This is a genomic window from Achromobacter sp. K91 (assembly GCF_003576205.1).
GTDB classification, from domain to species: domain Bacteria; phylum Pseudomonadota; class Gammaproteobacteria; order Burkholderiales; family Burkholderiaceae_B; genus Achromobacter; species Achromobacter aegrifaciens.
Window position 1 is genome coordinate 66,411 of sequence record NZ_QWFB01000012.1, and the last position, 26,342, is coordinate 92,752.

Consider the following 26,342-nt stretch of genomic DNA (forward strand, 5'->3'; position numbering starts at 1 on the left):
AGCCGTTCAGGCTTTGGCGGCCTTCGCCTCTGCGCGCGCCTGCGCGATGATGGCGCGGGCGGTCCAGCGCGCTACGTCCGTGAGTTCGGCCAGCTCCAGTTTCCAGATGTCCTTCAACACCAGGAACACCTCCGTCCCATAGACCAGCGACAAGGCCTGGGCCACGCGGTCCAGCTGGGCCGGGGTCAGCTCGGGCGCCAGCGGCGCGATGGCGCGCCTGAGGATGTCGACGCGATGGCCGCGCACCAGCCGGGGTTCGGTTGCGGCGCGTCCGGCGCTGGCTTCGGCGTGCTGCTGCAGCGACACCATGATGGCGGCGCGCAGCGGCGCTTCGTGCGCTGCCAGCCGGGGGTAGGCGAAGCGCAGCAGTTCGTCGATGCGGTCGGCGGCGTCGGGCGCGGCAGAGTCCCAGGCCAGGATGGGCCCGAGGCTCTCGTCCACCACGGCTGCGATCAGCGCGCTCTGGCTGGGAAAGTAGCGATAGGCGGTGGCGCGCGATACCTGCGCGTGTTCGGCCAGTTCGGCCACCGACGGTGTGATGCCCTGGGCCATCAGCCGCTGCGCCGCATCCAGCAGGATCTTGCGCATGCGCGCGCGCGGCCCGTGCGGCGGTTCGCCGCTGGCGGCGGCTTGCGGACTGGCCGGCGCGATCAGGCGCGCCGTGCCGGCCGCGGAGGGGGCGGGAGTTTGACGTGAGACAGGTGTCTCAGTATGATTCTTTCGTCTCATTTCTAGATTCTACAGGCCTCGCGGCCTCACATATCGAGGCGCGCACCGAGTGTAGCCGCCCGCGGAGGAGTCATGACGCATACGAATCGGCGGATCTACGTGGCCGCCACCTATGACACCAAGGGCCAAGAGGCTGAGTACGTGATGGACCTGCTGCGCCGGGACGGACTGGATCCGGTATCGGTGGACGTGTCCACTTCCGGCGCCGCCAGCGCTGCACAGGTGCAGGCCAGCGAGGTGGCCGCCAGCCATCCGGGCGGCGCGGGCGCGGTCTTCACCGGCGACCGTGGCACGGCCATCGCGGCCATGGCGCTGGCGTTCGAACGCTACGCGGCCGGCAACGCCGGGATAGGCGCGCTGCTGGGCCTGGGCGGCTCGGGCGGCACCGCGCTGATCACGCCCGCCATGCGCGCGCTGCCGATCGGCACGCCCAAGCTGATGGTGTCGACGATGGCCTCGGGCAATGTCGCGCCCTATGTCGGGCCCTCGGACATCGCCATGATGTATTCCGTGACCGACGTCGCGGGCCTGAACCGCATTTCCCGCCGGGTGCTGGCCAATGCCGCCGGCGCGATCGGCGGCGCCTTCAAACAGGCGGCGAGCGCCACGGCCGATGACGGCCGGCCCGCCGTGGGCATCACCATGTTCGGCGTCACCACCGCCTGCGTGCAGCAGGTGACGCCGCTGCTGGAGTCCCGCTACGACTGCCTGGTGTTCCATGCCACCGGCACGGGCGGGCAGTCGATGGAAAAGCTGCTGGACAGCCATCTGCTGGGCGGCGTGCTGGACCTGACCACCACCGAAGTCTGCGACTTCCTGTTTGGCGGCGTGCTGGCCTGCACCGAGGACCGCTTCGGCGCAGTGGCCCGCACCGGGCTGCCTTACGTGGGCTCCTGCGGCGCGCTGGACATGGTGAATTTCGGCGCCATGGACACCGTTCCGGAACGCTACCGCGGCCGCAAGTTCTATCCGCACAATCCGCAGGTGACGCTGATGCGCACCACCGTGGAAGAAAACACCCGCCAGGGCGAATGGATCGCCGCCAGGCTGAATCAATGCCAGGGCCCGGTGCGCTTCCTGATCCCGGAGGGCGGCGTCTCTGCGCTGGACGCGCCGGGACAGGCGTTCTGGGATCCGGAAGCCGACGCCGCGCTGTACGCGGCGCTGGAGGCGAATCTGGTGCAGACCGCCGACCGCCGTCTGGTGCGCGTGCCGTGCCATATCAACGACCCGCTCTTCGCCCAGACCGCGGTCGACCAATTTCTTGAAATCGCTACACACTGAGGACCGCCGCCATGCCGCGCTTTGACCGCAACGAACTCCTGGACAAGTATCGCGCCATGGTGCGCTCGCGCACGCCCATCGTCGGCGGCGGCGCGGGCACCGGCTTGTCGGCCAAGTGCGAGGAAGCGGGCGGCATCGACCTGATCGTGATCTATAACTCGGGCCGCTACCGCATGGCGGGGCGCGGGTCGCTGGCGGGGCTTCTGGCTTATGGCAACGCCAACGAGATCGTGGTGGACATGGGGCGCGAAGTCCTGCCGGTGGTGAAGAAGACGCCGGTGCTGGCCGGCGTCAATGGCACCGATCCGTTCTGCGATTTCGACGTGTTCCTGGACGACCTCAAGCGCCAGGGCTTTGCCGGCGTGCAGAACTTTCCCACCGTGGGCCTCATCGACGGCACCTTCCGCGCCAACCTGGAAGAGACCGGCATGGGCTACGCGCTGGAAGTGGACATGATCCGACTGGCCCACAAGAAGGGCATGCTGACCACGCCCTACGTGTTCAATGAGGACGACGCCGCCGCCATGACGAAGGCCGGCGCCGACATCATCGTGGCCCATATGGGCCTGACGACCGGCGGCTCGATTGGCGCCGAGACCGCGCAGACGCTGGACGGTTGCGTGGCGGCCATCGACCGCATCGCCGCTGCCGCGCTGGCGGTGCGCCCGGATATCATCGTGCTGTGCCACGGCGGTCCCATCGCCACGCCCGAAGACGCGGCCTACGTGCTGCGCGCGTGCAAGCATTGCCATGGCTTCTATGGCGCCAGCTCGATGGAGCGGCTGCCCACTGAACAGGCACTGACCGCGGCAACGCGCGAATTCAAGAGCCTGACGTTCTGATTCCGTCGCTTCCGACGTTTTCTCCATCCCTGGGCCGCGCGCCCGCAGGAGTCCGCATGCCGCATACCGTACACGTCAGCGCCATCATCCACGCGCCGCTTCAGAAAGTCTGGGCGAGTTTCCGCGACTTCAACGGCCTGGCCGCCTGGCATCCCGGCATCGCCGAAAGCCGCCTGGAAGAGGGCGGCCGCCATGACGCCGTAGGCAGCGTGCGGCACCTGTCGCTCAAGCCTTCCGGTTTCGTCCGCGAGCAGTTGCTGATGCTGGACGATCCGGGCACGGCGCTGCGCTATTCCATCATCGAGACCGACCTGCCCATGCGCGATTACATCGCCGGCGTGTCCCTGCATGCCGTCACCGAGGGCGGCCACACGCTGGTGGAGTGGTGGGCGGATTTCCGCGTCGAGGGCGCGGAGCTGAGCGACGTGGCCAACGCCGTGGGCCGCAACGTGTTCGCGGCGGGGCTGGCGGCGCTGGATGAGAAGCTGCGCGGAGCCTGATCGCGCCGAGCCTGTCTTTCAGGCTTTCAAACCCTTGGCCGGCATGCGTTTGCAGCCGGCCGGCAGCGGCGCGCTGCGCAGGTAGTCGTGGATGGCGCGAATCAGCGCCTGCGCGGCGGGGCTCAAGGGGTATTCCTTGTGCCGGATGATGCAGACTGTGCGCACGACCGTGGGCCGCGCCAGCAATGCGTAGGCCAGTCCCGGCTCCATTACCCGCTGCGCGGCCAGCGCAGGCAGTAGCGCCACGCCCAGGCCGGCCTGGACCAGCGCCGCCTGCGAGGTGGTGCTGGACGCTTCGTAGAATGGCGCGCCGGCTTCTATCGGCAGGTCGGCGCGGGCGCGCAAGAGCGCCATGATGCCGGTCTCGTCCACCACCCCCACCAGTTTGCGGCCGGCCAGGTCCGACCAGCGCATCGTGCCGTCGCGCGCGGGGCGCAGGCTGGCGTCGTCTTCCCGGTACAACACGCCGAAACGATCTTCCAGCAGGGCGTCGAACTGCAGGCCGGGCGCGTCGGCCCAGCGGCTGGTCAGGCCGAAGTCGACCTCGCGCGCGGCGACCTTGCGCTGGATGCGGCCGGAGTTGTCATCGCTGAGATACAGGCGCACCGCCGGGTAGCGGGCGGAAAACGCCGCGGCGGCGGGCGCGATGATCTGCGTGATGGCAGACGGCGCTGCCGCCACCCCGACCCGACCGCGCTCCAGCGCGCCATAGCGCTGCACGTCGTCTATCACCCCATCGAAATCCGCCAGCAGCCGCATGACGCGCGGCAGGAATTCCTCGCCGGCCGCCGTCAGCAGCACGCGCCGGCTGGTGCGCGCGAACAGTTGCGTGGCGAGCGCGTCTTCCAGCTGCCGCACCAGGCTGGTCACCGACGACTGCGTCTGGAAGAGGCGCTTGGCCGCGTGCGTGAAGCTGGATTCCTGGGCCACCGCGACGAAGGCGGTCAGGTGCTTCAGGGTGACGTGCTTGGGCAGACGATTCATTTCAAATAGCGATAGATGGATCAATAAAAACAATTTTCCCAGATTGATCGGGCCGACGATACTAGACCCTTTCGGCGTCCGCTGGCCTGGCGTATCCGCCGGCGACACCCTCAAGGCGGGAGCACCATGCGGCAGGAACCTCTGGATCTGATCATTGAAGGCGGCTGGGTCATCGACGGCCTGGGCGGCCCACGTCGGCGCGCCGACGTGGGCGTGGCGGGCGAGCGCATCGCCGCCATCGGCGACCTGTCGGGCAGGACTGCCACGCGCCGGGTGGACGCGCGCGGCAAGATCGTGGCCCCCGGCTTCATCGATGTGCATGGCCACGACGACCTGATGTTCGTTGAGCGGCCCGGCCTGGAATGGAAGACCACCCAGGGCATCACCTCGGTGGTGGTGGGCAATTGCGGCGTGAGCGGCGCCCCGGCGCCCTTGCCGGGCAATACGGCCGCGGCGCTGGCCCTGCTGGGGGAGACGCCGCTGTTCGCCGACATGCAGGCCTATTTCGGCGAGTTGCGCGCGCAGCAGCCCATGATCAATGTGGCGGCCCTGGTGGGGCACGCCAACCTGCGACTGGCCGCCATGCGCGACCCCGCGGCGCAGCCTACGGCCGAAGAACAGGACAGCATGCAGCGCATGCTGGACGAAGCCCTGGCCGCGGGCGCGGTGGGCTTCAGCACGGGCCTGGCCTACCAGCCTGGCGGCGCGGCGCATCCCGCTGAACTGGAGGGGCTTGCGCGGGTGGCGGCGGCGCGCGGCGCCATGCATACCAGCCATATCCGCAACGAAGGCGACGAGGTCGAGGCGGCCGTCGACGAGGTGCTCTCGGTTGGTCGTAACACCGGTTGCGCCACCGTGCTGTCGCACCACAAATGCATGATGCCGCAGAACTGGGGCAAGAGCCGCGCCACGCTGGCCAACATCGACCGCGCGCGTGGCGAGGGCGTCGAGGTGGCGCTGGACATCTACCCGTACCCCGGCAGCTCCACCATCCTGATTCCAGAGCGCGCCGAGACCATCGAGGACATACGCATCACCTGGTCCACGCCCCATCCCGAATGCGGCGGCCAGTTTCTCAGCGACATTGCGGCGCGCTGGGGCTGCGACAAGACCACCGCGGCGCAGCGGCTGTGTCCCGCGGGCGCGATCTACTTCGCCATGGACGAGGCCGAGGTCCAGCGCATCTTCCAGCACGAATGCTGCATGGTGGGCTCGGACGGCCTGCCCAACGACGCGCATCCGCATCCCCGGCTGTGGGGCAGCTTTACGCGCGTGCTGGGCCGCTACGTGCGCGAGGCCGAGCTGATGACGCTGGAGACCGCGGTCGCCAAGATGACGTCCCTGCCGGCCCGCGTGTTCGGCCTGGCCGGGCGTGGCCAGCTGAGCGAGGGCGCCTGGGCCGACATCGTCGTGTTCGACGCCGACACGGTCGAGGACCGCGCCACCTGGGAGGCGCCGACGCTGGCTTCCGCGGGCGTGGAGCACGTGCTGGTCAACGGCCAGCAGGTCTTCCCGGCCGAAGCCGGCATGGCGCGGCCCGGCATGGCCCGCCCCGGGATGGCCCGCCCCGGCAAGATCCTGCGCCGTGAAACAATGGCGCAAGCCGCCGCCGGCGCGGCCACATAAGAATTCCAACCATCCGTACAGGAGACATACCCATGATGCGCAAGACTTGCGTAGCCCTGGCGCTGGCCGCCATGCTACCCGCCGCCCACGCGGCTTTTCCCGACCATCCCATCACGCTGATCGTGCCGTTCCCGGCGGGCGGCCCGACCGATATCGTGGGCCGGCTTGCGGCCGCCAAGGCGGGCGAGATCCTGGGCCAGCAGATCGTCGTGGAGAACCGCACGGGCGCGTCCGGCACCATAGGCATGACCGCCACCGCACGGGCCAAGCCGGACGGCTACACCGTGGGCCTGGCCACCGTCAGCACGCACGGCACCGCGCCGCACCTGTTCCCCAAGCTGGCTTACGATCCGGTGAAGGATTTCACGCCCGTCAGCAACCTGGTCACCAGCCCCAACATCCTCAGCGTGAATCCGCAGTTCCCAGCCAAGACGCTGGCCGAGTTCGTCGAGCACGTGCGCGCCAATCCCAACAAGGACGGCTATGCCAATGCCGGCGCGGGCGGCGTGAACGACCTGGGCATGATCTGGTTCCTGCAGATCATCGGCGGCAAGATGAACAGCATTTCCTATCGCGGTTCGGCGCCCGCGCTGACCGATACGGTGGGCGGCGTGGTGCCGGTGATCTTCGACAATTTCCCGTCGTCGCTGCCCTATCTGAAGAGCAATCACCTGCGCGCCCTGGCCATCACCGGCGCCCAGCGCAACCCGCGTCTGCCGGACGTGCCGACGTTCGCGGAGCAGGGTTACAAGGATTACGACGTGACGGCCTGGTACGGCGTGGTGGGACCTGCCGGCATGCCTGACGACGTGCGCGACAAGCTGGCCGACGCCTTCGCCCGCGCCGTGCGCGATCCGGCGACCGCGGCCAAGATGGAAGAGACGGGCGCGTTCCCGCTGGGCAATACTCCGGCCGAGTTCGGCCAGCAGATCCGCGCCGAGCGCGACCGCTGGAAGACCGTGATCGAGAAGGCCGATATCAAGCTGCAGTAAACGCAGCTCAGTACACGTCGCGGCGGTAGCGGCCGTCGCGCTGCATGGCCTGCAGGCGCGCGGCGCCCAGTATGTCCTGCAGGGCGGCGTCCACGCCGCCGGCCATGCCTTGCAGGCTGCCGCAGACGTAGATCGCGGCGCCGGCATCGGCCCAGGCGCGCACGGCCTGGGCCTCATCGCGCAGATGGTGCTGCACGTAGCGGCGGTCGGCCTGATCGCGCGAGAACACCGCGTCCACGCGTTCCAGCGTGCCGTCGGCGCGCCACGCGTCGATCTCTTCCCGGCAGAACCAGTCATGCGCCGCATTGCGTTCGCCGAACACCAGCCAGTTGCGACGGCGGCCCGCGGCGCGGCGCGCCTTGATCAGCGCGCGCAGGCCGGCCAGGCCGGTGCCGTTGCCCACCAGCAGCAGCGGACGGTCGTCGGCAGGCGCGTGGAAATTGCGGTTGACGCGCACGCGCAGGTCGATCGCGTCGCCGGGCTGGGCGATGTGGGTGAGCCAGCCGCTGCCCAGGCCCAGCGCGCCATCGGCGCCGCGCATCTGGCGCACCAGCAACTGGATCGAACCGTCTTCCGGCAGCGATGCGATCGAGTATTCGCGGTGCGCGAGCAAGGGGCCGCCGGCTTCGCGCCGCGGGCCGATCTCGGCGATGTCGCCGGCCTGCCAGCCGCGCACGCCATCGGCTGGCGGCGTCAGCGTCAGCAGGTAGCAGGGGCCGCCCTGGCTATGTGGATTGAGCTGCTCGCGCGCGGCCAGGCGCCAGGATTCGTACACCGGCGCCTGCCAGTCGGGCAGGTCGCTGCGTCCGGCCAGCAGGCCCAGGTGGTGTTGCCAATGGCGCAGGGCGGCGGGGTCGCCGTTGTCGACTTCCACCAGGTCGAACAGCGGCGTCGCGCCCTGCGCGTGCAGCCAGTCGTCCAGGCGATGGCCGAAGCCGCAGAACTGGGCGTATTCGCTGTCGCCCAGCGCCAGCACCGCGTAATGCGCGCCGGCCAGCGCCGGGACCGTCTGCTGCATCTGTTCGGCGAAGGCCGCGGCGGCGTCGGGCGGATCGCCTTCGCCATAGGTGCTGACCACGAACAGCATGCGGCGATACGCCGCAAGACGCTTGGCATCCAGCTGTTCCAGCGAGGCCACGCGCACGGCGAGGCCGCCCGCGCGCAGGGATTCGGCGGTCTGCGCCGCCAGCGATTCGGCATAGCCGGTCTGCGTGGCATAGGCGACCAGCAAGGTGTCTTCAGGGACGGGCGCCTGCAGGGCTTGCAAGGCCTGCTCCTGCTGCGCCTGATGGCGCTTGGCGCGGCGGCGGGCCCAGACGCACAGAAGCAGCCAGGCGCCCACCACGCATGCTGCCGCGATCAACCGGGTTGCTGGCATGTCGTCAGGCTATGGCGGCAAGCGCCTGGAATGCGGGCGTGGCGACGACGCGCCAGGCGTCGCGCTCGCGCAGGATGAACAAGGCCGCCAGATCGTGGCGGCGCGCATAGGCCAGGCCCTCGTCTTCGCCCAGCACGGTCAGGGCGGTGGCGAGCGCGTCGGCCTGCATGCATCCGGAATGCAGCACGGTGACCGAGGCCAGATTGTTGCGCACCGGCAGTCCGGTGCGCGGATCGATGGTGTGGGCGTAGCGCTCGTCGCCGTTGCCCGCGTGGCGGCGGTAATCGCCCGAGGTGGCGATGCTGCGGTCGGATAGCGGCAGGGCCAGCGCATGGTCGTCGCTCGCGTCCGGCACTTCGATCGCGACGCGCCAGGGCTGGCCGTCGGGCCGTTTGCCGCGCGCGCGCAATTCGCCGCCCACTTCGACCAGGTATTGGGTGATGCCCAGGGCATCGAGCGCCATCGCGGCGCGGTCCACGCCGTAACCCTTGGCGATGGAGGAAAGATCCAGATAGGCGCCGCCCGGCTGCAGCGCGGCGTGGCGGTCGGTGTCGAGCCACACGCGGCGCCAGCCGCAGCGCGCGCGCGCCGCCTCGATGGCGGCAGGCGCGGGCGGCTCGAAGGCGCGCTGGTGCGGTCCGAATCCCCAGGCGTTCACCAGCGGTCCTACCGTGGGGTCATACGCGCCGCCAGTGTCCCCGGCCAGCGCCAGCGCGTGGCTCAGCACATGGAAGAATTCCGCCGGCAATTCCTGCCAGCCGGCCGCGGCCTGGTTGTAGCGCGTGATGTCGGAATCCGCTTCCCAGGTGCTCATCTGGGCGACCACTTCGTCCAGTGCCGCCTGGATGGCATGGCGCGCCGCGGCTTCCGTGCGTCCGGCCGGCAGCGCCATGCGCGCCGACCAGGTGGTGCCCATGGTGGCGCCGGCCAACGCCGCGGGCGCCGCCGGCATTGCCGGCATGGCGCCATAGGCGACGCGCACGGCCGCGGCCGGCGCGCCGCGCTGGGCGTAGGAAGGAGAGTTGGCCATGCGCCTGCGGCGGCTTAGGGCTGCAGCACTTCGACCGTGCCCGCGTAGGACAGGCGGCGCTTCTTGGCTTGCGGCACGCTGACCTTGGCGTCTTCCATGCCGGCCTCGATCCAGTACAGGCCGGGCTGCGGCCACTTCACGGAGAACTTGCCGTCCTTGTCCGTCTTCAGCTGGATTTCGCCGACCTTGTCGCGATAACGGCTGCCGCCGGGCACCACGTTGACTTCCAGTTCGGCGGCGGGCTTGCCGTCCAGCAGCATCTGGAAGGTGGCGGGCTCGTCGGTGAACAGGTCGTTCGGGTGGGTCACGGGCGCCAGTTCCAGGCCGCGGCCGACCGGCTTGACGGCCGAAGGCTTGCCGGCGGTCACGAAGGTTTCGACGCGGCCCAGGCTTTGCGAGACTTCCAGTTCATCGGCCTTGGCCGGAACGGCCTGCGCCAGGCCTTCGGGCTTGCCGAAGTAGCGCTTGTTCTTGCCGTCTTCCTTCCAGCGCGCGAACACGCCGTCGTTGACCACGGCCACGCGGTAGGTGCCGGCCTGCTTCAGTTGCAGGTCGAAGGTGCTGCGCAGCTTGCCCTTGTTGATGTTCTCGGCTTCGGCGGCGCTGCCGTCCGGGGCAGTCACGGCCAGGCCGTCCAGGCGCAGCGGGGCGTGGTTGAAATAGAACTTGTCGTTGCCGACGGCGGCGTCGACGGTGACCCAGCTGTCGGTGCCCGACAGCACCGTCGAGGACGGCACCATCCAGACGTCATGCGCCTGGGAGGCGAAGGGCAGGCACAGCGCCAGGGCGGCGGCCAGTTTGGCGGCGGATTTCATCGTTGCGCTCCTAGGGGATCTCAAGGTTTCAGGTCGAGCGCGATGGCGCCCAGTTCGTGTTCGCCGCGCGCGGTCAATTGCTCGGCCTTTTGCGGCGGCCATTGGAAGGGAATGCGCAGCAGCTCGCGGCCGCCGACTTCGCGTGCGGCTTCGACCACCACGGCGTACTGGCCGGGCTTCAGGCCCGACAGCGGCTTGCTGGCCGCGTCAAAGCTCAGCGCATGCTTGCCCACGGGCTTGGTCGCGCCGCTGACGCCGTCCACCGGGAACTGCTGGTTGCGGCCGCTGCGGCGCCACCATTGGCGCATGTCCTTGAGCCATTCCGTGCCTTCGTTATTCTTCTTGGCCACGTCGTACCAGACGGCCAGGTCGGTCGCGACGCTCTGATCCGGGTTTTCGATCCAGATCGCGACGTAGGGGCGGTGGTATTCCGCCACGTCCAGGCGCGGGATCTCGATGGACAGGCCGATGTCGGCCGCTTGGGCCGTTCGGGCGATCAGGCCGGCCAGCAGGGCCGACAGCAACAGCTTGCGCATGGAAATCTCCAGGGGCGGATCGTTGGAATCAATGTATGAAAAGCAGGGCCAGCACCACGGGGATCACCACGCCCAGGCCGACCATGGGCCAGGTCGCGCTGCGGTTGCCGGCGTGCATCTTGAGCAGCACCAGTCCGGTCAGCGAAAAGACCAGACAGGCGACGGCGAAGATGTCCAGGAACCAGCTCCAGGCCAGGCCGGTGTTGCGCCCCTTGTGCAGGTCGTTCAGGTACGAGATCCAGCCGCGGTCGGTGCGTTCGTATTCCACGTCGCCGCTGGCCAGGTCGATGGACAGCCAGGCGTCGCCGCCGGCGCGCGGCAGCGACAGGTAGACCTCGTCGGCCGACCACTCGGCCGGTTTGCCGGCGGCGGAGGCATCCAGCGTCTGGTCCAGCCATTGCGCGACGGGCGCGGGCAGCGGCGCTTTTTTTTGGGCTGGCGGGGGGGACAGTTGTTGCAGCACGGCGTCCGGCATGCGGGCCTCGCGGCTGGTCACGACCGCCCGGGACTCGATATGCGAGGCATTGTTCAGGGTCAGGCCCGTCACCGCGAACAACAGCATGCCCAGCAGGCACAGCGCCGAGCTGATCCAATGCCATTGGTGCAGCGTCTTGAGCCAATAGGCCCGGCGGCGGGGAGTGGGTTGACTGTCCATGGGGTATAGGGTGAAAGCCCGCGGATTCTAACATTTAATGAGAATGACTCTTATAAATGCCTCCGTGGTCCGCCCAAGGAAATTTCAATTGGTTTCGGGGCAAGCGTCGGCAGAAAAGGGCGCGTCGTGGCGCCTGCCTGCCAGCGGCGATAAGATAGGCCACCCGTTACAAACACCGGAGGTCGTCATGCTTGAACAGCAAGTCGTGGATCAGATCGGTCGTCATTGGGGTTGGGTGGCGTTGCGCGGCGTCGTCGCCATCCTGTTCGGGCTCATGGCCTTGCTCATGCCTGCCATCACCTTGTCCGCGCTGGTGCTGGTGTGGGGCGCTTTCGCGCTGGTGGACGGCGTGCTGGCCCTGGTCGCCGGCGTGCGCATCCGCGACAACGGCAAACCTTTGTGGGCGCTCATCATCGTGGGCCTGCTGGGGATCGCGGCCGGCATCGTCACCTTCCTCTATCCAGGCCTGACCGCGCTCGTCCTGCTCTACATCATTGCGATCTGGGCGCTGGTGTCCGGCATATTCCAGGTTGTCGCCGCCATCCGTTTCCGCAAGGACATCCGCAACGAGTGGTTGCTCGGCCTCTCGGGCCTGGTGTCCATCCTGTTCGGCGGCATGCTGATCATGCAGCCGGGGGCGGGCGCGCTGGCGCTGGTCTGGGTCATCGGCGCCTACGCCGTGTTTTTCGGCATACTGCTGCTGGTCTTTTCCTTCCGCCTCAAACAGCACAAGGCGTCCTGAAATCCGATGTCCGCATACCAAACCCTGATTCCCCTGAATTTCCTGGCCGTGGGCCTGGGCGCCATGTTCGGCGCCTGGACCCGCTGGCTGGTCAGCATGTGGCTCAACGTGGAGTCCTGGCCCTGGGGCACCTTCGCGGTGAACCTGGCCGGCGGGTACCTGGTCGGATTGGTCCTGGCGCTGGTGGCCGGGCATCCCGAATGGCCGGCCTGGGTGCGGTTGGGCGCGATCACGGGTTTCATGGGAGGCTTGACCACGTTCTCGACCTTTTCGGCCGAGACGGTGGCGATGCTGGAGCGCGGCGCCTACGCCAGCGCGCTGGGCTATGCCGGGTTCAGCCTGATCGGGTCGCTGCTGCTGACGGCGGCCGGGCTGGCCACTGCCAGCCTGCTGCGCTAAGGCCTGCGGGCGGCGTTCAGGCTGCTGCCGGATTCAGCACGCGGGCGGCCTGCAGGCCGCTGCGCACCGCGCCTTCGAGCACGCCAGGGTAGCCCGTGTCGGTCCAGTCGCCGGCCAGCGCCAGCGTGGGCCAGGGCGTGGAATTCAATGGCCGGGTCAGGCCCGGCACCGCCGCGAAGGTGGCGCGTTTCTCGATGAACAGTTCCGCGGCCGTCACTTCCGGCATGGCCGGCAGGCGCGCGGGATGGCGCGCCGCCTGTTCGGCCACCTGGTCGATCAGCGCTTCGATGACCTGCCGGCGGTTGCGTTCCGCGATGCCGGTGGCCGCGCTGGTCACCACGGCCAGTTCGCCGGCCTTGGTGTCGCCGGCCAGCTGCGCGCGGTCGAACAGCCATTGGCCGTAGTGGTCGCGGGCGGATTCCTCGCGCAGCATCATCATGGGTTCGGGCAGGCGCCAGGGATCCTGCAGCCGCAGGTTCAGCGTGGCGATGGGCATGTAATCGAATGCCTTGAGCGCATCCAGCAGCCCGGTGGCGCCCGCTTCCCGCAGCGGGGCGTCGAGCAGCCGTGCGGCAAAGGCGGGCGGCACCGCCAGCACGGCCGCGTCGAACCGTTCCTGGTTGATGTCGATGCCTTCAGCGGACGGGCGGAGCTGGCGCACGGTGCTGCCGTAGCGCATGGTCACCTGGCGCGCGGCGGCGTCGGGCCAGAGCGCGGACAGGTCGGTGCAGGGCAGCAGCATGTCGCTGTTTTCGCGGCTGCCGGTCAGGCTGTCGCGCAGCACGCGCGCGAACAGCGCGGCGCTGGCCGTGGCGGTTGGCGTGTTCAGCGCGGCCAGGCATAGCGGTTCCCAGACCTGGCGGATCAGCGCATCCGATTGCGCGTGGTAGTGCAGCAGGTGCAGGACGGTCCATTCGCGCGGCGGCGTCCAGGACATGGTCTTCAGGCCGCGCATCAGGCGCAGCGTCGCCAGGCGGTCCTTCCAGGCCAGGCCGCGCGCGCGCAGGATCGCCGCCGCCATGTGCAATGGGGCCGGCAGCCGCGGCGCGGCCAGGCGGAAGCGGCCGTCCAGGCTGGCCAGCTGCAGCGGCCGGCGCATCAGCAAGGCGTCCGGGTTGCGGCCGACGCGGCGCATCAGCGCCAGCGTGTGCTTGTAGGCGCCCGACAGCAGGTGCTGGCCGTTGTCCAGCGGCGCGTCGAAATCGGTGTGGAAGACGCGCCGGGCGCGGCCGCCCGGCGTATGGCCGGCTTCGAAGACGGTGACTTTGGCGCCGGCTTCGCGCAGGGCGACGCTGGCTGCCAGGCCAGCCCAGCCAGCGCCGATGACCGCGGCCTTCACCGCGCCAACCGGCGGACCAGTCCGCGTCCGCCGCCCACCCAGGTCTTCCAGGCGAGCCACAGCTTGCGCAAAGGGGTGAGCGAGATGCGCTGATGCAGCACCTGCCAGTTGTCGCGCTCGATCTCGTCGAGCAGCGCGTGGTAGATGGCCGCCATCATCAGGCCCGGGCGCTGCGCGCGGCGGTCCGCCTCGGGCAGGTTGCTCATGGCCTCGCGGTACAGTCCGCGGGCGCGCTCGGCCTGGAACTTCATCAGCGCGCTGAAGCGGTCGGAGTACTCGCCGTTCAGGATGTCCGAGGCCTTGACCTCGAATTGCTGCATGTCGTTGACCGGCAGGTAGATGCGGCCGCGCCGGGCGTCGTCGCCCACGTCGCGGATGATGTTGGTCATCTGGAACGCCAGGCCCAGCTTTTCCGCGTAGACCAGGGTCTTGGGGTCGGAGTAGCCGAAGACGCCGGCCGACAGTTCGCCCACCACGCCGGCGGCGTGCCAGCAGTATTTGCGCAGGCCCGGCCAGTCCAGGTAACGGGTCTGGTCCAGGTCCATTTCCATGCCGTCGATGACGGCCAGCAGGCGTTCGCGCGTGATCGAACAGCTTTGCAGGTGCGGCTGCAGCGCGCGCGTCACCGGGTGGTCCGGATTGCCGTTGTACATCTGGTCGACCTGCGTGCGCCACCAGGCCAGCTTGACGCGGGCCAGCGACGGGTCGGTGCATTCGTCGACCACGTCATCCACTTCGCGGCAATACGCATACAGCGCCGTGATGGCGCGCCGCCGCTCGGGCGGCAGGAAGAGGAACGAGTAGTAGAAGCTGGAACCGCTCTTGGCGGCTTTCTCCTGGCAATATTCGTCAGGGGTCATATCAGGTAATTGCGCGCCACAACATGATGGCCCAATCTTTGGCGCCCAATTCGGGGCGATTCATGAATACATCGTAGCCGCCCGCCTCGATACGCTCCAGCACGCGCAGCCCGCCTTGCACCACCAGACGCAGCTCCAGGCCCATGCGGCCCGGCAGGCGGCGCGCCAGCGGAGCGCCGAAGTGTAGCAGTGCGCGGGCGCGTTCGACTTCGAAGGCCATCAGGTCGCGCCAGGCGGGTGTCAACCGGCAGGCGGCCAGGTCCTCGTCCGTCACGCCGTGGCGGCGCAGGTCTTCCTGCGGCAGGTAGACGCGCTGCTTGTGCCAGTCCACCCGTACATCCTGCCAGAAATTCACCAGCTGCAGGCCGGTGCAGATGGCGTCGGCCTCGGTCACGTTATGCGGATTGGTGGCTTCGAACAGGTGCAGCATCAGCCTGCCCACAGGGTTGGCGGAGCGGGTGCAGTAGTCCGCCAGCGTGGCGTAGTCTTCGTAGCGCTTGACGCTGATGTCCTGTTCGAAGGCGGACAAAAGGTCGTAGAACGGCGTGATGGGCAACTGGTGGCGCGCGATGGTGGCCGCGAGCGGCACGAAGATGCCGGCCAGTTCGGGCGAGCCGGGTTCGGGCGTGGCGCCTGGTTCGGCGCCGATGCGGTGCAGCTCGGCGCGGAACGCGGCCAGCTGGCTCAGCCGTTCCGCGTCGGTGGCGCTGCCTTCGTCGGCGATATCGTCCGCTGCGCGGGCGAAACGGTAGATATCGGTCACGGCGCCGCGCAGCCTGCGCGGCAGCAGCAGCGAGGCGACGGGAAAGTTCTCGTAGTGATCGATGGGCATATTTGGAATTGCGGATCTGGCCTGGAGGCCTGGACCGATCCATTTTAGAGTAGTCGCATTCCGGCGGCACGGCGCCATGCCGTGCGGGACGCGGATCAGTTAGACTTAAGCGCCACAGGATCCCACACCATGCCGCGTCCCATATCCGCCACCGTCTCCGTTTCCGCGCTTGCGCACAATCTTGCGGCCGTGCGCCGCCACCTGGACCAGACGGCCGCCGCGGCTTCCGGCCTGCCGCCCTCGATCTGGGCAGTGATCAAGGCCAATGCCTATGGACACGGCATCGAGCAGGCCGTGGCCGGCTTCTCCAAGGCCCAAGGCCTGGCGATGCTGGACCTGGACGAAGCGGTGCGCTGCCGCGAGGCGGGCTGGGGCGGCCCCATCCTGCTGCTGGAAGGCTTTTTCGAACCCTCCGACCTGGACATCGTCGACCGCTACCACCTGAGCACCACGGTGCACAACCGCGAGCAACTGGACATGCTGGCCCGCGCGCGCTTCTCGCGCCGCGTCGACATCATGCTCAAACTGAACAGCGGCATGAACCGCCTGGGCTTCAGCCCCGCCGCCTACGCCGCGGCGCATGAGCGCGCCATGCTGCTGCAACAGCAGGGCGTGCTGGGCTCGGTGGGCAAGATGACCCATTTCGCCTGCGCCGACGGCCCCCAGGGCGTGAACGAGCAACTGGCGGTATTCAATTCGGTGACGCATAAGATGCCGGGCGCCATCAGCGTCTGCAATTCGGCTGCCACGCTGCGCTTCGCGGAGATCGCGGTTGCCTCGGAAACCCAGGCGCACTGGGTGCGCCCGGGCATCTGCCTGTACGGCGCGTCGCCGTTCGCGGACGCCGAAGCATCTTCCTTCGGTCTGAAATCGGCCATGTCGCTGCGATCGGAAATCATTGCCGTGCAGGATTTGAAAGCCGGCGATTCGGTGGGCTATGGCGCCATCTTCCGCGCCGACCGCTCCATGCGCATCGGCATCGTGGCCTGCGGCTATGCCGACGGCTATCCGCGTCACGCCACCACCGGCACGCCGGTGGTGGTGGCCGGCATCCGCACCCAATTGGTGGGCCGTGTTTCCATGGACATGCTGATCGTCGATCTGGGGCCCGTCCCCGCCGCCGGCGTCGGCTCCCCCGTGTCGCTCTGGGGCGAGGAAGGCCCCTCCGTGGACGAGGTGGCCCTGGCCGCCGGGACCATCGGCTACGAGCTGCTGTGCGCCCTGGCGCCGCGCGTTCCGGTCACCCGGGACGTCTGAAAAGGGCCGGTCCCTTGCGGCCGGGCAGGCTGTCCGGCAGGCAAGAATTGCTACGCAATTTACAAGACAGGTGGCGCCGGATGGTGTCTACTTGGAAGACCGGGCGCCCAAGCGCCCGTTTTTTACCAAGAAAACAGAAGCGAGGTTTCAACCCATGAAGGACAAATGCGTGCTCGTCACGGGCGCCACCAAAGGCATAGGCTGGGCGCTTACTCAGCGGCTGTCCGACATGGGCTGTCATGTGGTGGGCATCGCGCGCAACACCACCGACGTGGACTTCCCGGGCTACCTCTATGCCTGTGACCTGGCGGACGCCGGCCGCACCGAAGAGGTGCTGCGCGAGATCCGCGAGAAATTCCCGGTCGACGCCGTGGTCAACAACGTCGGCATCGTCTCGCCCCAGCCGCTGGGCGAGATCGATCTGGCCACGCTGTACAACGTGCTCGACCTGAACGTGCGGGTGGCGGTGCAAGTCACCCAGGCCTTCATCGAATCCATGAAGGTGCGCCGCGCTGGGCGCATCGTCAACGTGGTCAGCCGCGCCATCCACGGCGGCCTGGAGCGCACCGCCTATTCGGCCGCCAAGAGCGCGCTGGTCGGCTGCACGCGCACCTGGGCGCTGGAACTGGCCGAATACGGCGTCACCGCCAACGCGGTGGCCCCCGGCCCGATCGAAACCGAGATGTTCCGCGCCACGCGGCCTGCCGGCAGCGACGCCGAAAAGCGCGCGCTGGCCTCCGTGCCCATGAAGCGTTTGGGCACGCCCGCCGAAGTGGCGGCCGCGATTGCATTCCTGCTGTCGGACGACGCCGGCTTCATCACCGGCCAGGTGCTGGGCGTGGATGGCGGCGGCAGCCTGGGCGGCCGTTCCTGACGTTTTCAGGCTTGTTTTCAGCCTTTCACTGCGCTGCGGAACGCCGCGCCCAGGGCCGTCAGCGCATCGCGCGCGCGGCCATCCCTGACCCTGGTGTGCAGTAAGACCGGCAGTTGCGGCAGGGCAGGCAGTCCCATCCTCGGGCCCGCGTCGACCGCGCCGAAGGGCAGCATGCGCGGAGACAGCGCCGCAACGCCGAGTCCCGCCATCACGGCGGACGCGACCGCCATTACGCCGCCGCCCACAAAAACTTCCGTCCACGGTATGCCCGATTCGTCGAGCAGTTGTTCGGCGATGGCGCGCACGCCGCAAGGTTGCGCCATGGTGGCCAGGGGCAGCGGTTCGCCTGCCCGGTGCTGCCAGTCGGGCGCCGCGTACCAACCGAATTTTTCCTTGGTCAGGACTTGGCCGTCATCGCGTCCCGCATGCAGGCGCACGATCACCGTATCGAGTTCGCGCCGGTCGTAGCTCTGGAGCAAATCGCCGGATGAGGCAATCCGGATTTCGATCAGCAACTGGGGATCCGCCGCGTTCATGCGCGCGATCAGCGCCGGCAGTTCCGGTCCCGCCACGTGTTCGCTGATGCCGACGGCAAGGCGCTGCCTGTCCTCGGCAGCCGCGGACAGCGCACGGTCATGCGCCGCCAGCAGTTCGCGCGCCTGTCCAAGAAAGGCGGCGCCCCTGGCCGAAAGCTCCACATACCGCGGCGTGCGTTCGATCAGGCGGAAACCGAGCCGGTCCTCGAGCCGCTTGAGTTTCAGGCTGATGGCGGCCTGCGTCGTCTGCAGGACTTCGGCGGCGCGCGTGAAGCTGCCCAGTTCGGCAATGCGGACAAAGGCCCTGACCGCGGCGATATCCAGTGGGCGTTCAGTCATTTCAGATGCTTATCATTGAAATATAGAGCCATAGCTTATCAGAATGGCTAACATGGAACGGCACAACAACGGAGAACCACCATGCCGCTAGTCCATGTCTCATTGCGCGCTGGCAAGCCGCAAGCCTATCGCCAGGCCATCTTCGACAACATCTATCTGGCCATGCGCGAAACGTTCAATGTTCCCGAAGACGACCAATTCATGACCATGACCGAGCATGAGGCGTCGAACTTCCGCTATAGCCCGACCTACATGGACGTGGCGCGCAGCGACGACCTCGTCTACATCCAGATCACGGCGAACAACACGCGCAGCCTGGAACAGAAGAAGGCGCTGTTCCAGCGGATCGCGCAGCGCCTGGGCGAAGATCCCGGCCTGCGGCCCGAGGACGTGTTCGTGAACCTGGTGGAGGTGGCGAAAGAGAACTGGTCTTTCGGTTACGGTCTCGCGCAATACGCTTGAGACCGGGAGGCGGCTGCGGCGCTACGCGCCCAGCGCGCCAGCTTCCACCCGCAGCGCGTCCAGAAAGCGCTGCAGCGCCGGCGCCGCTTCAACCTGCGCGCGCTGCACCACGCCTACCGGCGGCAGGTTCCAGTCGGGGCGGAATCTCAGGATGGCCAGCACGCCCAGCGCGGCATAGTGCTGCGCCACCGCGCGCGGCATGGCCGAAAGCAGGTCGCTGCTGCGCAACAGCACCTCGTTGGCCAGCAGCGATACCGATTCGGCCATGGGCGCGCGCAGCGTCAGTCCCTGTTCGGCGAAGTAGGAGTCGATGCGCTGGCGCAGTGGCGCCTGGGGCGGCGGCAGGATCCAGTCCTGCCGCGCCAGCGCAGCGGCGGTGATACGGGTGGACTTGGCCAGCGGATGGCCGACGCGCGCCACCACGCAGATGGGCTCTTCGTACAGGACCTCGGTACGGAACACGGGCTGTGTCGCGTCCAGCATCAGGCGGCCCAGTACGCAATCGAGTTCGCCGCGCGCCAGGCCGGCCAGCAGCGCGTCGTGCGCGCCTTCCTGCAGCATGACGGTGACGCCGGCATGGTCGGCGCGCAGGCGCTGCAGGGCGCGCGGCACCAGCACGGGCAGGGCCACCTGCTGCACGCCGACGCGGATGCGGCCGCTGGCGCCGGCGGCCAGCGCGGCGATCTCGTTGCGCGCGCCGGACAGGTCGGACCAGAGCACATCCGCCTTGCGCGCCAGCGCATGGCCGAAGCCCGTGGGCACGATGCCGCGGCGCGTGCGCTGGAACAGCGGCACGCCGAACATGTCTTCCAGTTCCAGCAGCTGCTTGCTGGCCGCGGGCTGCGTCATGCCGAGCTCGGCCGCGGCCTTGTGCACGCTGCCCAGGGCATAGAGGGCGCGCAGCAGGTCCAGGTGGCGCATGCGCAGGCGTCCGCCAATGTGGTGCAGTTCGGGAATGCGGGGTGTGGCAGGCATTTTTGCAATTCCTGTTGGTTATCACAGCATTCTAATAATTGATTAGATTGTATGCACCCCATCCCTATACTGGATCGCAGTTCAACCGACCTGTGCAAAAGGGGAAAACATGAAGATCACGATGCTGGGAACCGGAGCCGCGCTGCCCGATCCCGACCGGGGCCAGTCCGCCATCCTGCTGACCCTGGATGACGATACCCACTACCTGTTTGACTGCGGCGAGGGCGCCACGCGCCAGATGGTGCGCGCCAACGTCGATCCGGCCAAGGTCGGCTTCGTGTTCCTGACGCACCTGCACCACGACCACATCTGCGACTATCCCTACTTCGTCATCTCCAGCTGGATGTTGAACAAGACCGGCGCGCCGCTGGTGCTGGGGCCGAAGGGCACCCGCCATTTCGTCGATCACCTGTTCGAGAACGGCGCCTACCACACCGACTACCAGGCGCGCAGCGCCTATCCGGTGCGCCAGGCCAATCTGGAAGCCATGCGGCCCGAGGTGCGGGAAGTCAGCCCCGGGCCGGTGTTCGACGACGGCAGGGTGCGCATTTCGGTCGATTGGGTGGAGCACATTCCGCGCGACGTCTGCGAATGCTTCGGCGTGCGGGTGGAGGCCGAAGGCAAGGTCATCGCGTTCAGCGGCGACACCGCGCCCTGTGAAGCCATGGTGCGCCTGGCGCAGGACGCAGACCTGTTGATCCATGAATGCACCTTTCCAGAATCATTCATCGCGCACCGCGCCAAGACCGGCGTGGGCACCTATGCGCACACCAGCCCCACGGACCTTGGCATCATCGCCAGCCGCGCCGGCGTCAAGAGCCTGGTGGCGACGCACTTCGGCCATTTCGATTCGACCAGTCCGGTGATCAAGCGCGCCGCGGCCAAGCATCTGCCGGTGGAACTGATGGGACCGCACTTGATGGACGAGATCGTGGCCGACATCCGCAAGAACTATTCGGGCCCGCTGCGGCTGGCCCATGATCTGATGCGTATCGACCTGTAGCATCCGCGAGGAAAACCTGCCGGCCGCCGGGCCGGCGCGCGCGGGCACGGCCCGCCGGCCAGGGAGAACACCATGACGTACCGGACTTGCGCCGTATCCGTTTTGCTTGCCTGGGGCCTGGCGGCATCGCCGCTGGCCGCCCGGGCGCAGTATCCCGATCATCCCATCCGCGTCGTCCTGCCGTACGCGCCGGGCGCGGCGGGCGACGTGGCCATGCGCCAGATCCAGCCCCTGCTGGAAAAGCGTCTGGGCCAGCCTCTCGTCGTCGATTACAAGACGGGCGCCGGCGGCAACATCGGCGCGCTGGAGGTGGCGCGCGCCAAGCCCGACGGCTACACGCTGGTGCTGGGCGCGACCAACAACTTCGTCATCAACCAGTTCCTGTACCGCAAGCTGGGCTTCGATCCGCTGGCCGACCTGGAGCCGGTGGGCAAGCTGGCGGACGTGCCGGCCTTCGTCTACGTCAGCGCGCAAGTGCCGGCGCAGGACTACGCGCAGTTCGCGCAGTATGCGCGCGCGCAGGCCGGCAAGCTGAACTACGGATCGCCGGGCATGGGCACTACGCCGCATCTTTCCGGCTACCGCCTGTCGCATGCCATGGGTGCGGGCATGACGCACATCGCCTACCGCGGTTCCTCGCCGGGGGTGCAGGCCTTGCTGGCCAACGAGATCCAGATGTACATCGGCGGCTACAGCATCGCCGCGGCCTACATGCCGCAGGGCAAGGTGCGGGCCTTGGCGGTGGCGGCTCCCGAGCGCTTTGCCGGCCTGCCCGACGTGCCTACCGCGGCCGAGGCTGGCATGCCGGACGTGGTGCAGGGCAACTGGTGGGGCTTTGCCGCGCCCAAGGGCACGCCGCCCGAGCGCGTGGCGCGCTTTGCCGACGTCCTGCACGAGGTGCTGGCCTTGCCGGAGGTGCGCCAGGCGTTCCTGGCGGGCGGCTTCGTACCGGGACAGGACACGCCCGCGTCGTTCGCCTCGGCCTGGCGCCGCGAAGCGCCGCAATGGCAGGCGGTGGTGCGCGAATCCGGCGTGGTGCTGGACAACTGAGGAGCGGGACATGAAGTACACGCGCCGCGGTTCAGGCCGCCCGCTGTTCCTGCTGCATGGTTTCTGTTCATCGTCCGCGATCTGGAGCGGCCTGTTGGGCGCGCTGGCCGATGAGCATGACGTGATCGCCGTGGATTGGCCGGGCTTCGGACGCGGCGCGCAAGCGGCTCCCTTGCAGGGTTTGCCGGCCTACGCGGACGCGCTCGTCGCGCTGGCGGATGAACTGGGCATCGCCAGCTTCGACGTATTGGGGCATTCGTTCAGCGGCTTCGTTGCGCAGCAGCTGCTGTGCGCGGTTCCGGGGCGCGTCGGCCGTGCCGTGCTGTACGGCGCGGGCTTGAGGGTAGATGGCGCCGCGCGCTTTGAGCCCATGGACCAGACCTTGGCGCGCCTGCGCGCGGACGGCCCGCGGGCCACCGCCAGGCGCGTGCTGGGCGCCTGGTTCCGGCAGGGGGAGCAGGCACCGGCCTACGCGGGCTGCCTGGAAGACGGCATGACCATGAGCGCGGCCGGCGCGGCCTCGATGATCGCGGCAGTTGCGGGCGTGGACTACACGCAGGCGCTGGCGGCGGTGCGCGCGCCGGTGCTGGTCATATCGGGCGAACTTGAACGCAGCCATCCGCTGCCCTCGGCGCTGGCCTTGCGCGCCGCCTTGACCCACGGCAGCCTGTGCGTGCTGCCGGACTGCGGGCATGCCGCGCACCTGGAGCGCCCGCTATTGTTCAATACCGCCGTGCGCGAGTTCCTGGCGGGCCGGGACGGTGCGCCCCGGCCTGCGGGTCAGTAGGGACCCTTGGCCGCCACGGGGGCGGCCGCGTTCTTGAATTGGCCCGCCAGCTGTTCGGCCGCGCGCGCCAGCAGGGTTGCGTCCACGCCCACGGCGACGAAGGTCGCGCCCAGCGACAGATAGTGCTTGGCGCGGTCCACGCCGCTATGCAGGATGCCGGCGGCCTTGCCGCTGCGCACGATGCGCAGGATGGCGTCGTCGATCGCCTTGACCACTTCCGGATGCTCCGGCTGGCCCAGGTAGCCCATGCTGGCCGAGAGGTCGGCCGGGCCGATGAAGGCGCCGTCCACGCCGTCCACCGCGAGGATCTCTTCCAGCGCGTCCACGCCGCGCGGCGTTTCGATCTGCACCAGCACGCACATCTCGTCATTGGCGCGGCGCAGGTAGTCGGGGATGCGGTTCCAGCGCGACGAACGGGCCAGCGCGCTGCCCACGCCGCGCACGCCTTGCGGCGGATAGCGCACCGCGGCCACGGCGGCCGCGGCTTCTTCCGCGGATTGCACCATGGGCACCAGCAGCGTCTGCGCGCCGGTGTCCAGGATCTGCTTGATCTGCACCGCGTCGTTCCAGGCCGGCCGCACCACCGGAGCGACCGGATAGGCGGCCATGGATTGCAGCTGTTGCAGCGTGGTCTGCAAGGTGTTGGGCGCGTGCTCGCCGTCGATCAGCAGCCAGTTGAAGCCCGCGCCAGCGATGATTTCGGTGGAGTAGGCGCTGGCCAGGCCCGCCCACAGGCCGATCTGGGGCTTGCCGCTGCGCAGGGCCTGCTTGAAGGTGTTGGTCAGTATGTCCATGGATGGTGGCGTGGTCAGATGAAATGGCAGTTGACGGAACCCAGCACGCCGTAATCGACGTTGAAGGTATCGCCAGGGCGGGCCAGCACCGGCCGGGTGAAGGAGCCCGACAGGATGATCTCTCCCGCTTCCAGCGCCACGTCGTGGGCGGCCAGCTTGTTCGCCAGCCATACTACGCCATTGGCGGGATGGTTCAAGACGCCTGCGGCCACGCCGGTTTCCTCGATCACGGCGTTGCGCGACAGGATGGCGCCGATCCAGCGCAGGTCCAGCTCGCCGATCTTCACCGGCCGTCCGCCCATCACCACGCCGGCGTTGGCGGCATTGTCGGCAATGGTGTCGAACACCTTGCGCGGGCGCTTGCTGTCGGGGTCGATGCTGTGCGAGCGCGCGTCGATGATTTCCAGCGCCGGGATCACGTAGTCGACCGCGTCATAGACCTGGAACAGCGTGACGTCGGGGCCTTGCAGGCGCTTGCCCAGCACGAAGGCGAGTTCGACTTCCAGCCGCGGCAGGATGAAGCGGCCCGCGGGTATGTCCGCGCCGTCATTGAAGAACATGTCGTCCAGCAGCATGCCGAAGTCGGGTTCGTCGATCTGCGAGGCCTGTTGCATGGCGCGCGAGGTCAGGCCGATCTTGTGGCCGCGCTTGATGCGGCCTTCGGCCAGCTTGATGTCCATCCAGGCGCGCTGGATGGCATAGGCGTCGGCAATGGTGATGTCGGGGTACTCGAGCGAAATCTGGCGGATCTGCTGGCGGGTGCGTTCGGCTTCGTGCAGGCGCGCGGCGATGGCGCGCACGGTATCTTTATCTAGCATCGGAGTTCCAGGTGTCATGGAGTTGGAGTGGAATCAATTGGGGAAGGGGACGAGCGTGTTGACCAGCCGTCCCACGCCTTCGATCTCGGTCACGACTTCGTCGCCGGGCTGCACGTTGACGATGCCGTCGGGCGTGCCGGTCAGGATCAGGTCGCCGGGCGAGAGCGTCATGAAGCTGCTGAAGTACTCGATCAGCGCGGGCACGTCGAACACCATGTCGCGGGTATTGCCGCGCTGCGTCTCCACGCCATTGACGGTGGTGCGCAGGTTGAGGTTCATGGGGTCGGGCACGTCGTCGCGGTCCACCAGCCAGGGGCCTAGCGGTGTGCAGGTGTCGCGGCTTTTCACGCGCAGATTGGGGCGGTACCAGTTTTCCAGGTAGTCGCGCAGCGCATAGTCGTTGGCCACGGTGTAGCCGGCCACGCAGTCATAGGCCTGGGCGCGGCTGACCTTGCTGGCGGTCTTGCCTATCACCACCGCCAGTTCGCATTCGTAGTGCATGAAGGCGACGTCGGCGGGGCGCAAGGTCTGGGCGCGGTGCCCGACGAAGGTGTTGGCGGCCTTGAGGAAGCCCAGCGGCTCGTCCGGGGCCTTGAACGCCAGTTCCTTGGCGTGGTCGGCATAGTTGATGGCCAGCGTGAAGGTGGTGCGCGGCTCGAAGGGCGGCAGCCATTGCAACGCGTCTTCGGCATACACGCGTCCGTCGGCCAGGCGGACCTGGCCGGGGCCGGCTTCGGTGGCGGCATGGATGACGCCGTCCAGGGAAATACGGGCATGTTTCATGGCGGGCTCCTGGGCTTATCGGGCGGCGGCCAGCGCATTGCCCAGCGTGCCAACCCGGGAAATGCTGATCTCGTAGCGCTGTCCGGCGCGCGCGCGCGGCGCGCCGTGAGGCGTGCCGGCCAACAGGATGTCGCCCGCTTCCAGCGTCATGAACTGGGTCACGTCGGCGATCAGCCGCGCTACGGGACGGATCAGGTCGGCGGTGCTGGCGCGCTGCGCCACCTGGCCGTCGATGCGCACTTCGATGTCCAGGGCATCCACGTCGCCGACCGCGGCCACGGGGGCGAGATCCTGGCCGATGGGGCAGAAGCCGTCGCGGCATTTCTGCTTGAGCGCGGGGCGGAAGTAGCTGGCGTGCGGCACGGACAGGTCCGCCACCACGCGGTACCCCGCCACATAGTCCAGCGCCTCGGCTTCGCTCACGCGGGTCGCACGGCGGGCGAACACCACGCCCAGGCAGGCGCCCACTTCGACCTCGTCCACGTCGGCGGGCAGGGCGATCACGTCGCCATTGCGGGCATAGGTATTGGCCGGCTTGATGTAGAGCACGGGCGCCTTGGGCGCGGCCTTGTAGGGGGGCGCGTCCACAGCCTCGCCCAGCGCGGCCAGCGCCTGGCGCGTGTTCAGCGCCGCGCCCACCACGGTCCGCGGCCACGGCGCCGTGGCTGCGGCTGCGCGCGCGGCCAGGTGTTCGCGGTAGTTGTTGAGCTTGTAGTTCAGCACCGGGTCGGCTTCCTCGATCTGCATCGAGATGCCGAGCGGGCGCGCCGCCATCTGCGGCGCCAGCGCGGCGGTCAGCGCCTGGAACACCCGCTCGCCCAGGGCGGCTTTCTGTTCTGCATTGCGGCCGTGGCCGATGCGCAGCACCACGTGGACGAAGGCGTTGTCGGGATGGCCGTCGACGATCAGGCAATCATCCACGCGCAGCGCGCGGGTGCGCGCGCCGGCCAGCGGGAACAGGCTGCCGTCGCCCACGGCGGCGTCCTGCACGGTCCGCATCAGCGCCTGCGTATCCAGGGCCAGATTGCCTGAGTATTCGATCCAGATATGGGGCATGGCCTTGCTCCGCATGATGTAATTATCATGTTAACTAGTTTAATGAAAAACTGCGATGGCAACAA

Annotated in this window: 29 protein-coding genes; 13 read left to right on the forward strand and 16 right to left on the reverse strand. The window is 68.3% G+C overall.

The annotated features are described in order from the left end of the window. Positions 1–6: 6 nt before the first annotated feature. Positions 7–654 carry a TetR/AcrR family transcriptional regulator gene (locus tag DXK93_RS02610; protein ID WP_054453648.1) on the reverse strand — a complete coding sequence of 216 codons (648 nt, stop codon included), beginning with the start codon at positions 652–654 and terminating at the stop codon, positions 7–9. A gap of 147 nt (positions 655–801) precedes the next feature. On the opposite strand from DXK93_RS02610, the gene DXK93_RS02615 reads away from it, so the two are divergent. From DXK93_RS02615 to DXK93_RS02625, 3 genes are read left to right on the forward strand one after another with little or no spacing between them, the layout of a single operon-like run. Continuing rightward, the gene (locus tag DXK93_RS02615; protein ID WP_119449286.1) at positions 802–2,013 is read left to right on the forward strand and encodes a Tm-1-like ATP-binding domain-containing protein; all 1,212 of its coding nucleotides are present in this window, start codon (positions 802–804) and stop codon (positions 2,011–2,013) included. 11 nt (positions 2,014–2,024) lie between these two features. Then, positions 2,025–2,855, forward strand: coding sequence for a phosphoenolpyruvate hydrolase family protein (locus DXK93_RS02620; RefSeq protein ID WP_054452477.1), 831 nt, complete (start codon positions 2,025–2,027; stop codon positions 2,853–2,855). Between the two features lie 56 nt (positions 2,856–2,911). Further along, the gene (locus DXK93_RS02625; RefSeq protein ID WP_054452474.1) at positions 2,912–3,355 is read left to right on the forward strand and encodes an SRPBCC family protein; all 444 of its coding nucleotides are present in this window, start codon (positions 2,912–2,914) and stop codon (positions 3,353–3,355) included. Positions 3,356–3,373: 18 nt separating this feature from the next. Here DXK93_RS02625 and DXK93_RS02630 read toward each other — a convergent pair whose 3' ends face one another. Beyond that, positions 3,374–4,339: a LysR family transcriptional regulator gene (locus tag DXK93_RS02630; protein WP_054452471.1), complete on the reverse strand. Its 966-nt coding sequence runs from the start codon at positions 4,337–4,339 to the stop codon at positions 3,374–3,376. A gap of 126 nt (positions 4,340–4,465) precedes the next feature. Here DXK93_RS02630 and DXK93_RS02635 point away from each other — a divergent pair, with 126 nt between their 5' ends. After that, the gene (locus DXK93_RS02635) at positions 4,466–5,965 is read left to right on the forward strand and encodes an amidohydrolase family protein (protein WP_119449287.1); all 1,500 of its coding nucleotides are present in this window, start codon (positions 4,466–4,468) and stop codon (positions 5,963–5,965) included. Between the two features lie 32 nt (positions 5,966–5,997). Then, positions 5,998–6,957 (forward strand): tripartite tricarboxylate transporter substrate binding protein BugE, encoded by a 960-nt coding sequence (locus DXK93_RS02640; RefSeq protein WP_054452466.1) that lies wholly within the window; start codon positions 5,998–6,000, stop codon positions 6,955–6,957. A 7-nt stretch (positions 6,958–6,964) separates the two neighbouring features. Here the strand turns inward: DXK93_RS02640 and DXK93_RS02645 are convergent, their stop codons facing one another. The 5 genes from DXK93_RS02645 to DXK93_RS02665 are packed head-to-tail and all read right to left on the reverse strand — an operon-like array spanning position 6,965 to position 11,371. Beyond that, positions 6,965–8,335 (reverse strand): sulfite reductase subunit alpha, encoded by a 1,371-nt coding sequence (locus DXK93_RS02645; protein ID WP_119449288.1) that lies wholly within the window; start codon positions 8,333–8,335, stop codon positions 6,965–6,967. A gap of 4 nt (positions 8,336–8,339) precedes the next feature. Continuing rightward, positions 8,340–9,365 carry an FAD:protein FMN transferase gene (locus tag DXK93_RS02650; protein ID WP_119449289.1) on the reverse strand — a complete coding sequence of 342 codons (1,026 nt, stop codon included), beginning with the start codon at positions 9,363–9,365 and terminating at the stop codon, positions 8,340–8,342. Positions 9,366–9,379: 14 nt separating this feature from the next. Next, positions 9,380–10,180, reverse strand: a complete 801-nt coding sequence (locus DXK93_RS02655) for a DUF4198 domain-containing protein (protein ID WP_054452460.1) — start codon at positions 10,178–10,180, stop codon at positions 9,380–9,382. Positions 10,181–10,200: 20 nt separating this feature from the next. Beyond that, on the reverse strand, positions 10,201–10,716 hold the full coding sequence (locus DXK93_RS02660) for a DUF2271 domain-containing protein (RefSeq protein WP_088158886.1): 516 nt from the start codon (positions 10,714–10,716) through the stop codon (positions 10,201–10,203). Between the two features lie 28 nt (positions 10,717–10,744). Then, complete coding sequence (locus tag DXK93_RS02665; RefSeq protein WP_054452454.1) at positions 10,745–11,371, reverse strand: PepSY-associated TM helix domain-containing protein; 627 nt, start codon at positions 11,369–11,371, stop codon at positions 10,745–10,747. A 187-nt stretch (positions 11,372–11,558) separates the two neighbouring features. Here DXK93_RS02665 and DXK93_RS02670 point away from each other — a divergent pair, with 187 nt between their 5' ends. Together DXK93_RS02670 and crcB are read left to right on the forward strand one after the other, a co-directional pair. Further along, positions 11,559–12,113, forward strand: coding sequence for an HdeD family acid-resistance protein (locus DXK93_RS02670; protein WP_054452451.1), 555 nt, complete (start codon positions 11,559–11,561; stop codon positions 12,111–12,113). A gap of 6 nt (positions 12,114–12,119) precedes the next feature. After that, positions 12,120–12,512: a fluoride efflux transporter CrcB gene (crcB, locus tag DXK93_RS02675; protein ID WP_054452448.1), complete on the forward strand. Its 393-nt coding sequence runs from the start codon at positions 12,120–12,122 to the stop codon at positions 12,510–12,512. A 16-nt stretch (positions 12,513–12,528) separates the two neighbouring features. On the opposite strand, the gene hpnE is transcribed toward crcB, so the two are convergent. From hpnE to hpnC, 3 genes are read right to left on the reverse strand one after another with little or no spacing between them, the layout of a single operon-like run. Beyond that, on the reverse strand, positions 12,529–13,851 hold the full coding sequence (gene hpnE, locus DXK93_RS02680) for a hydroxysqualene dehydroxylase HpnE (RefSeq protein ID WP_119449290.1): 1,323 nt from the start codon (positions 13,849–13,851) through the stop codon (positions 12,529–12,531). Beyond that, on the reverse strand, positions 13,848–14,711 hold the full coding sequence (gene hpnD / locus DXK93_RS02685; RefSeq protein WP_054452444.1) for a presqualene diphosphate synthase HpnD: 864 nt from the start codon (positions 14,709–14,711) through the stop codon (positions 13,848–13,850). The genes hpnE and hpnD overlap by 4 nt, the downstream gene beginning before the upstream one ends. A 1-nt stretch (position 14,712) precedes the next feature. Continuing rightward, positions 14,713–15,543: a squalene synthase HpnC gene (gene hpnC, locus DXK93_RS02690; RefSeq protein WP_054452442.1), complete on the reverse strand. Its 831-nt coding sequence runs from the start codon at positions 15,541–15,543 to the stop codon at positions 14,713–14,715. Between the two features lie 129 nt (positions 15,544–15,672). Here hpnC and alr point away from each other — a divergent pair, with 129 nt between their 5' ends. Both alr and DXK93_RS02700 read left to right on the forward strand, forming a co-directional pair. Beyond that, positions 15,673–16,800, forward strand: coding sequence for an alanine racemase (gene alr, locus DXK93_RS02695; RefSeq protein ID WP_119449291.1), 1,128 nt, complete (start codon positions 15,673–15,675; stop codon positions 16,798–16,800). A gap of 154 nt (positions 16,801–16,954) precedes the next feature. Next, positions 16,955–17,674 (forward strand): SDR family oxidoreductase, encoded by a 720-nt coding sequence (locus DXK93_RS02700; RefSeq protein ID WP_042794220.1) that lies wholly within the window; start codon positions 16,955–16,957, stop codon positions 17,672–17,674. 17 nt (positions 17,675–17,691) lie between these two features. Here the strand turns inward: DXK93_RS02700 and DXK93_RS02705 are convergent, their stop codons facing one another. After that, positions 17,692–18,549: a LysR substrate-binding domain-containing protein gene (locus tag DXK93_RS02705; RefSeq protein ID WP_054452438.1), complete on the reverse strand. Its 858-nt coding sequence runs from the start codon at positions 18,547–18,549 to the stop codon at positions 17,692–17,694. Between the two features lie 81 nt (positions 18,550–18,630). On the opposite strand from DXK93_RS02705, the gene DXK93_RS02710 reads away from it, so the two are divergent. Then, entirely contained in the window at positions 18,631–19,011 is a 381-nt protein-coding gene (locus tag DXK93_RS02710) for a tautomerase family protein (protein WP_054452436.1), read from the forward strand. Between the two features lie 21 nt (positions 19,012–19,032). Here the strand turns inward: DXK93_RS02710 and DXK93_RS02715 are convergent, their stop codons facing one another. Next, positions 19,033–19,986, reverse strand: a complete 954-nt coding sequence (locus DXK93_RS02715; RefSeq protein ID WP_054452434.1) for a LysR substrate-binding domain-containing protein — start codon at positions 19,984–19,986, stop codon at positions 19,033–19,035. 109 nt (positions 19,987–20,095) lie between these two features. Between DXK93_RS02715 and DXK93_RS02720 the strand changes: the two genes are divergently transcribed. From DXK93_RS02720 to DXK93_RS02730, 3 genes are all read left to right on the forward strand, one after another. Further along, the gene (locus tag DXK93_RS02720) at positions 20,096–20,989 is read left to right on the forward strand and encodes an MBL fold metallo-hydrolase (protein WP_013394808.1); all 894 of its coding nucleotides are present in this window, start codon (positions 20,096–20,098) and stop codon (positions 20,987–20,989) included. Positions 20,990–21,061: 72 nt separating this feature from the next. After that, positions 21,062–22,039 (forward strand): tripartite tricarboxylate transporter substrate binding protein, encoded by a 978-nt coding sequence (locus DXK93_RS02725; RefSeq protein WP_119449292.1) that lies wholly within the window; start codon positions 21,062–21,064, stop codon positions 22,037–22,039. A gap of 10 nt (positions 22,040–22,049) precedes the next feature. Beyond that, positions 22,050–22,826, forward strand: coding sequence for an alpha/beta fold hydrolase (locus tag DXK93_RS02730; RefSeq protein ID WP_119449293.1), 777 nt, complete (start codon positions 22,050–22,052; stop codon positions 22,824–22,826). Here the strand turns inward: DXK93_RS02730 and hpaI are convergent. From hpaI to DXK93_RS02750, 4 genes are read right to left on the reverse strand one after another with little or no spacing between them, the layout of a single operon-like run. Then, complete coding sequence (gene hpaI / locus DXK93_RS02735; protein WP_119449294.1) at positions 22,820–23,620, reverse strand: 4-hydroxy-2-oxoheptanedioate aldolase; 801 nt, start codon at positions 23,618–23,620, stop codon at positions 22,820–22,822. The genes DXK93_RS02730 and hpaI overlap by 7 nt on opposite strands. Positions 23,621–23,634: 14 nt before the next feature. Further along, complete coding sequence (hpaH, locus tag DXK93_RS02740; protein WP_119449295.1) at positions 23,635–24,438, reverse strand: 2-oxo-hept-4-ene-1,7-dioate hydratase; 804 nt, start codon at positions 24,436–24,438, stop codon at positions 23,635–23,637. Positions 24,439–24,471: 33 nt separating this feature from the next. Beyond that, the gene (locus DXK93_RS02745; RefSeq protein ID WP_119449296.1) at positions 24,472–25,221 is read right to left on the reverse strand and encodes a fumarylacetoacetate hydrolase family protein; all 750 of its coding nucleotides are present in this window, start codon (positions 25,219–25,221) and stop codon (positions 24,472–24,474) included. Positions 25,222–25,236: 15 nt separating this feature from the next. Then, complete coding sequence (locus DXK93_RS02750; protein ID WP_119449364.1) at positions 25,237–26,277, reverse strand: fumarylacetoacetate hydrolase family protein; 1,041 nt, start codon at positions 26,275–26,277, stop codon at positions 25,237–25,239. Positions 26,278–26,342: the final 65 nt, after the last annotated feature.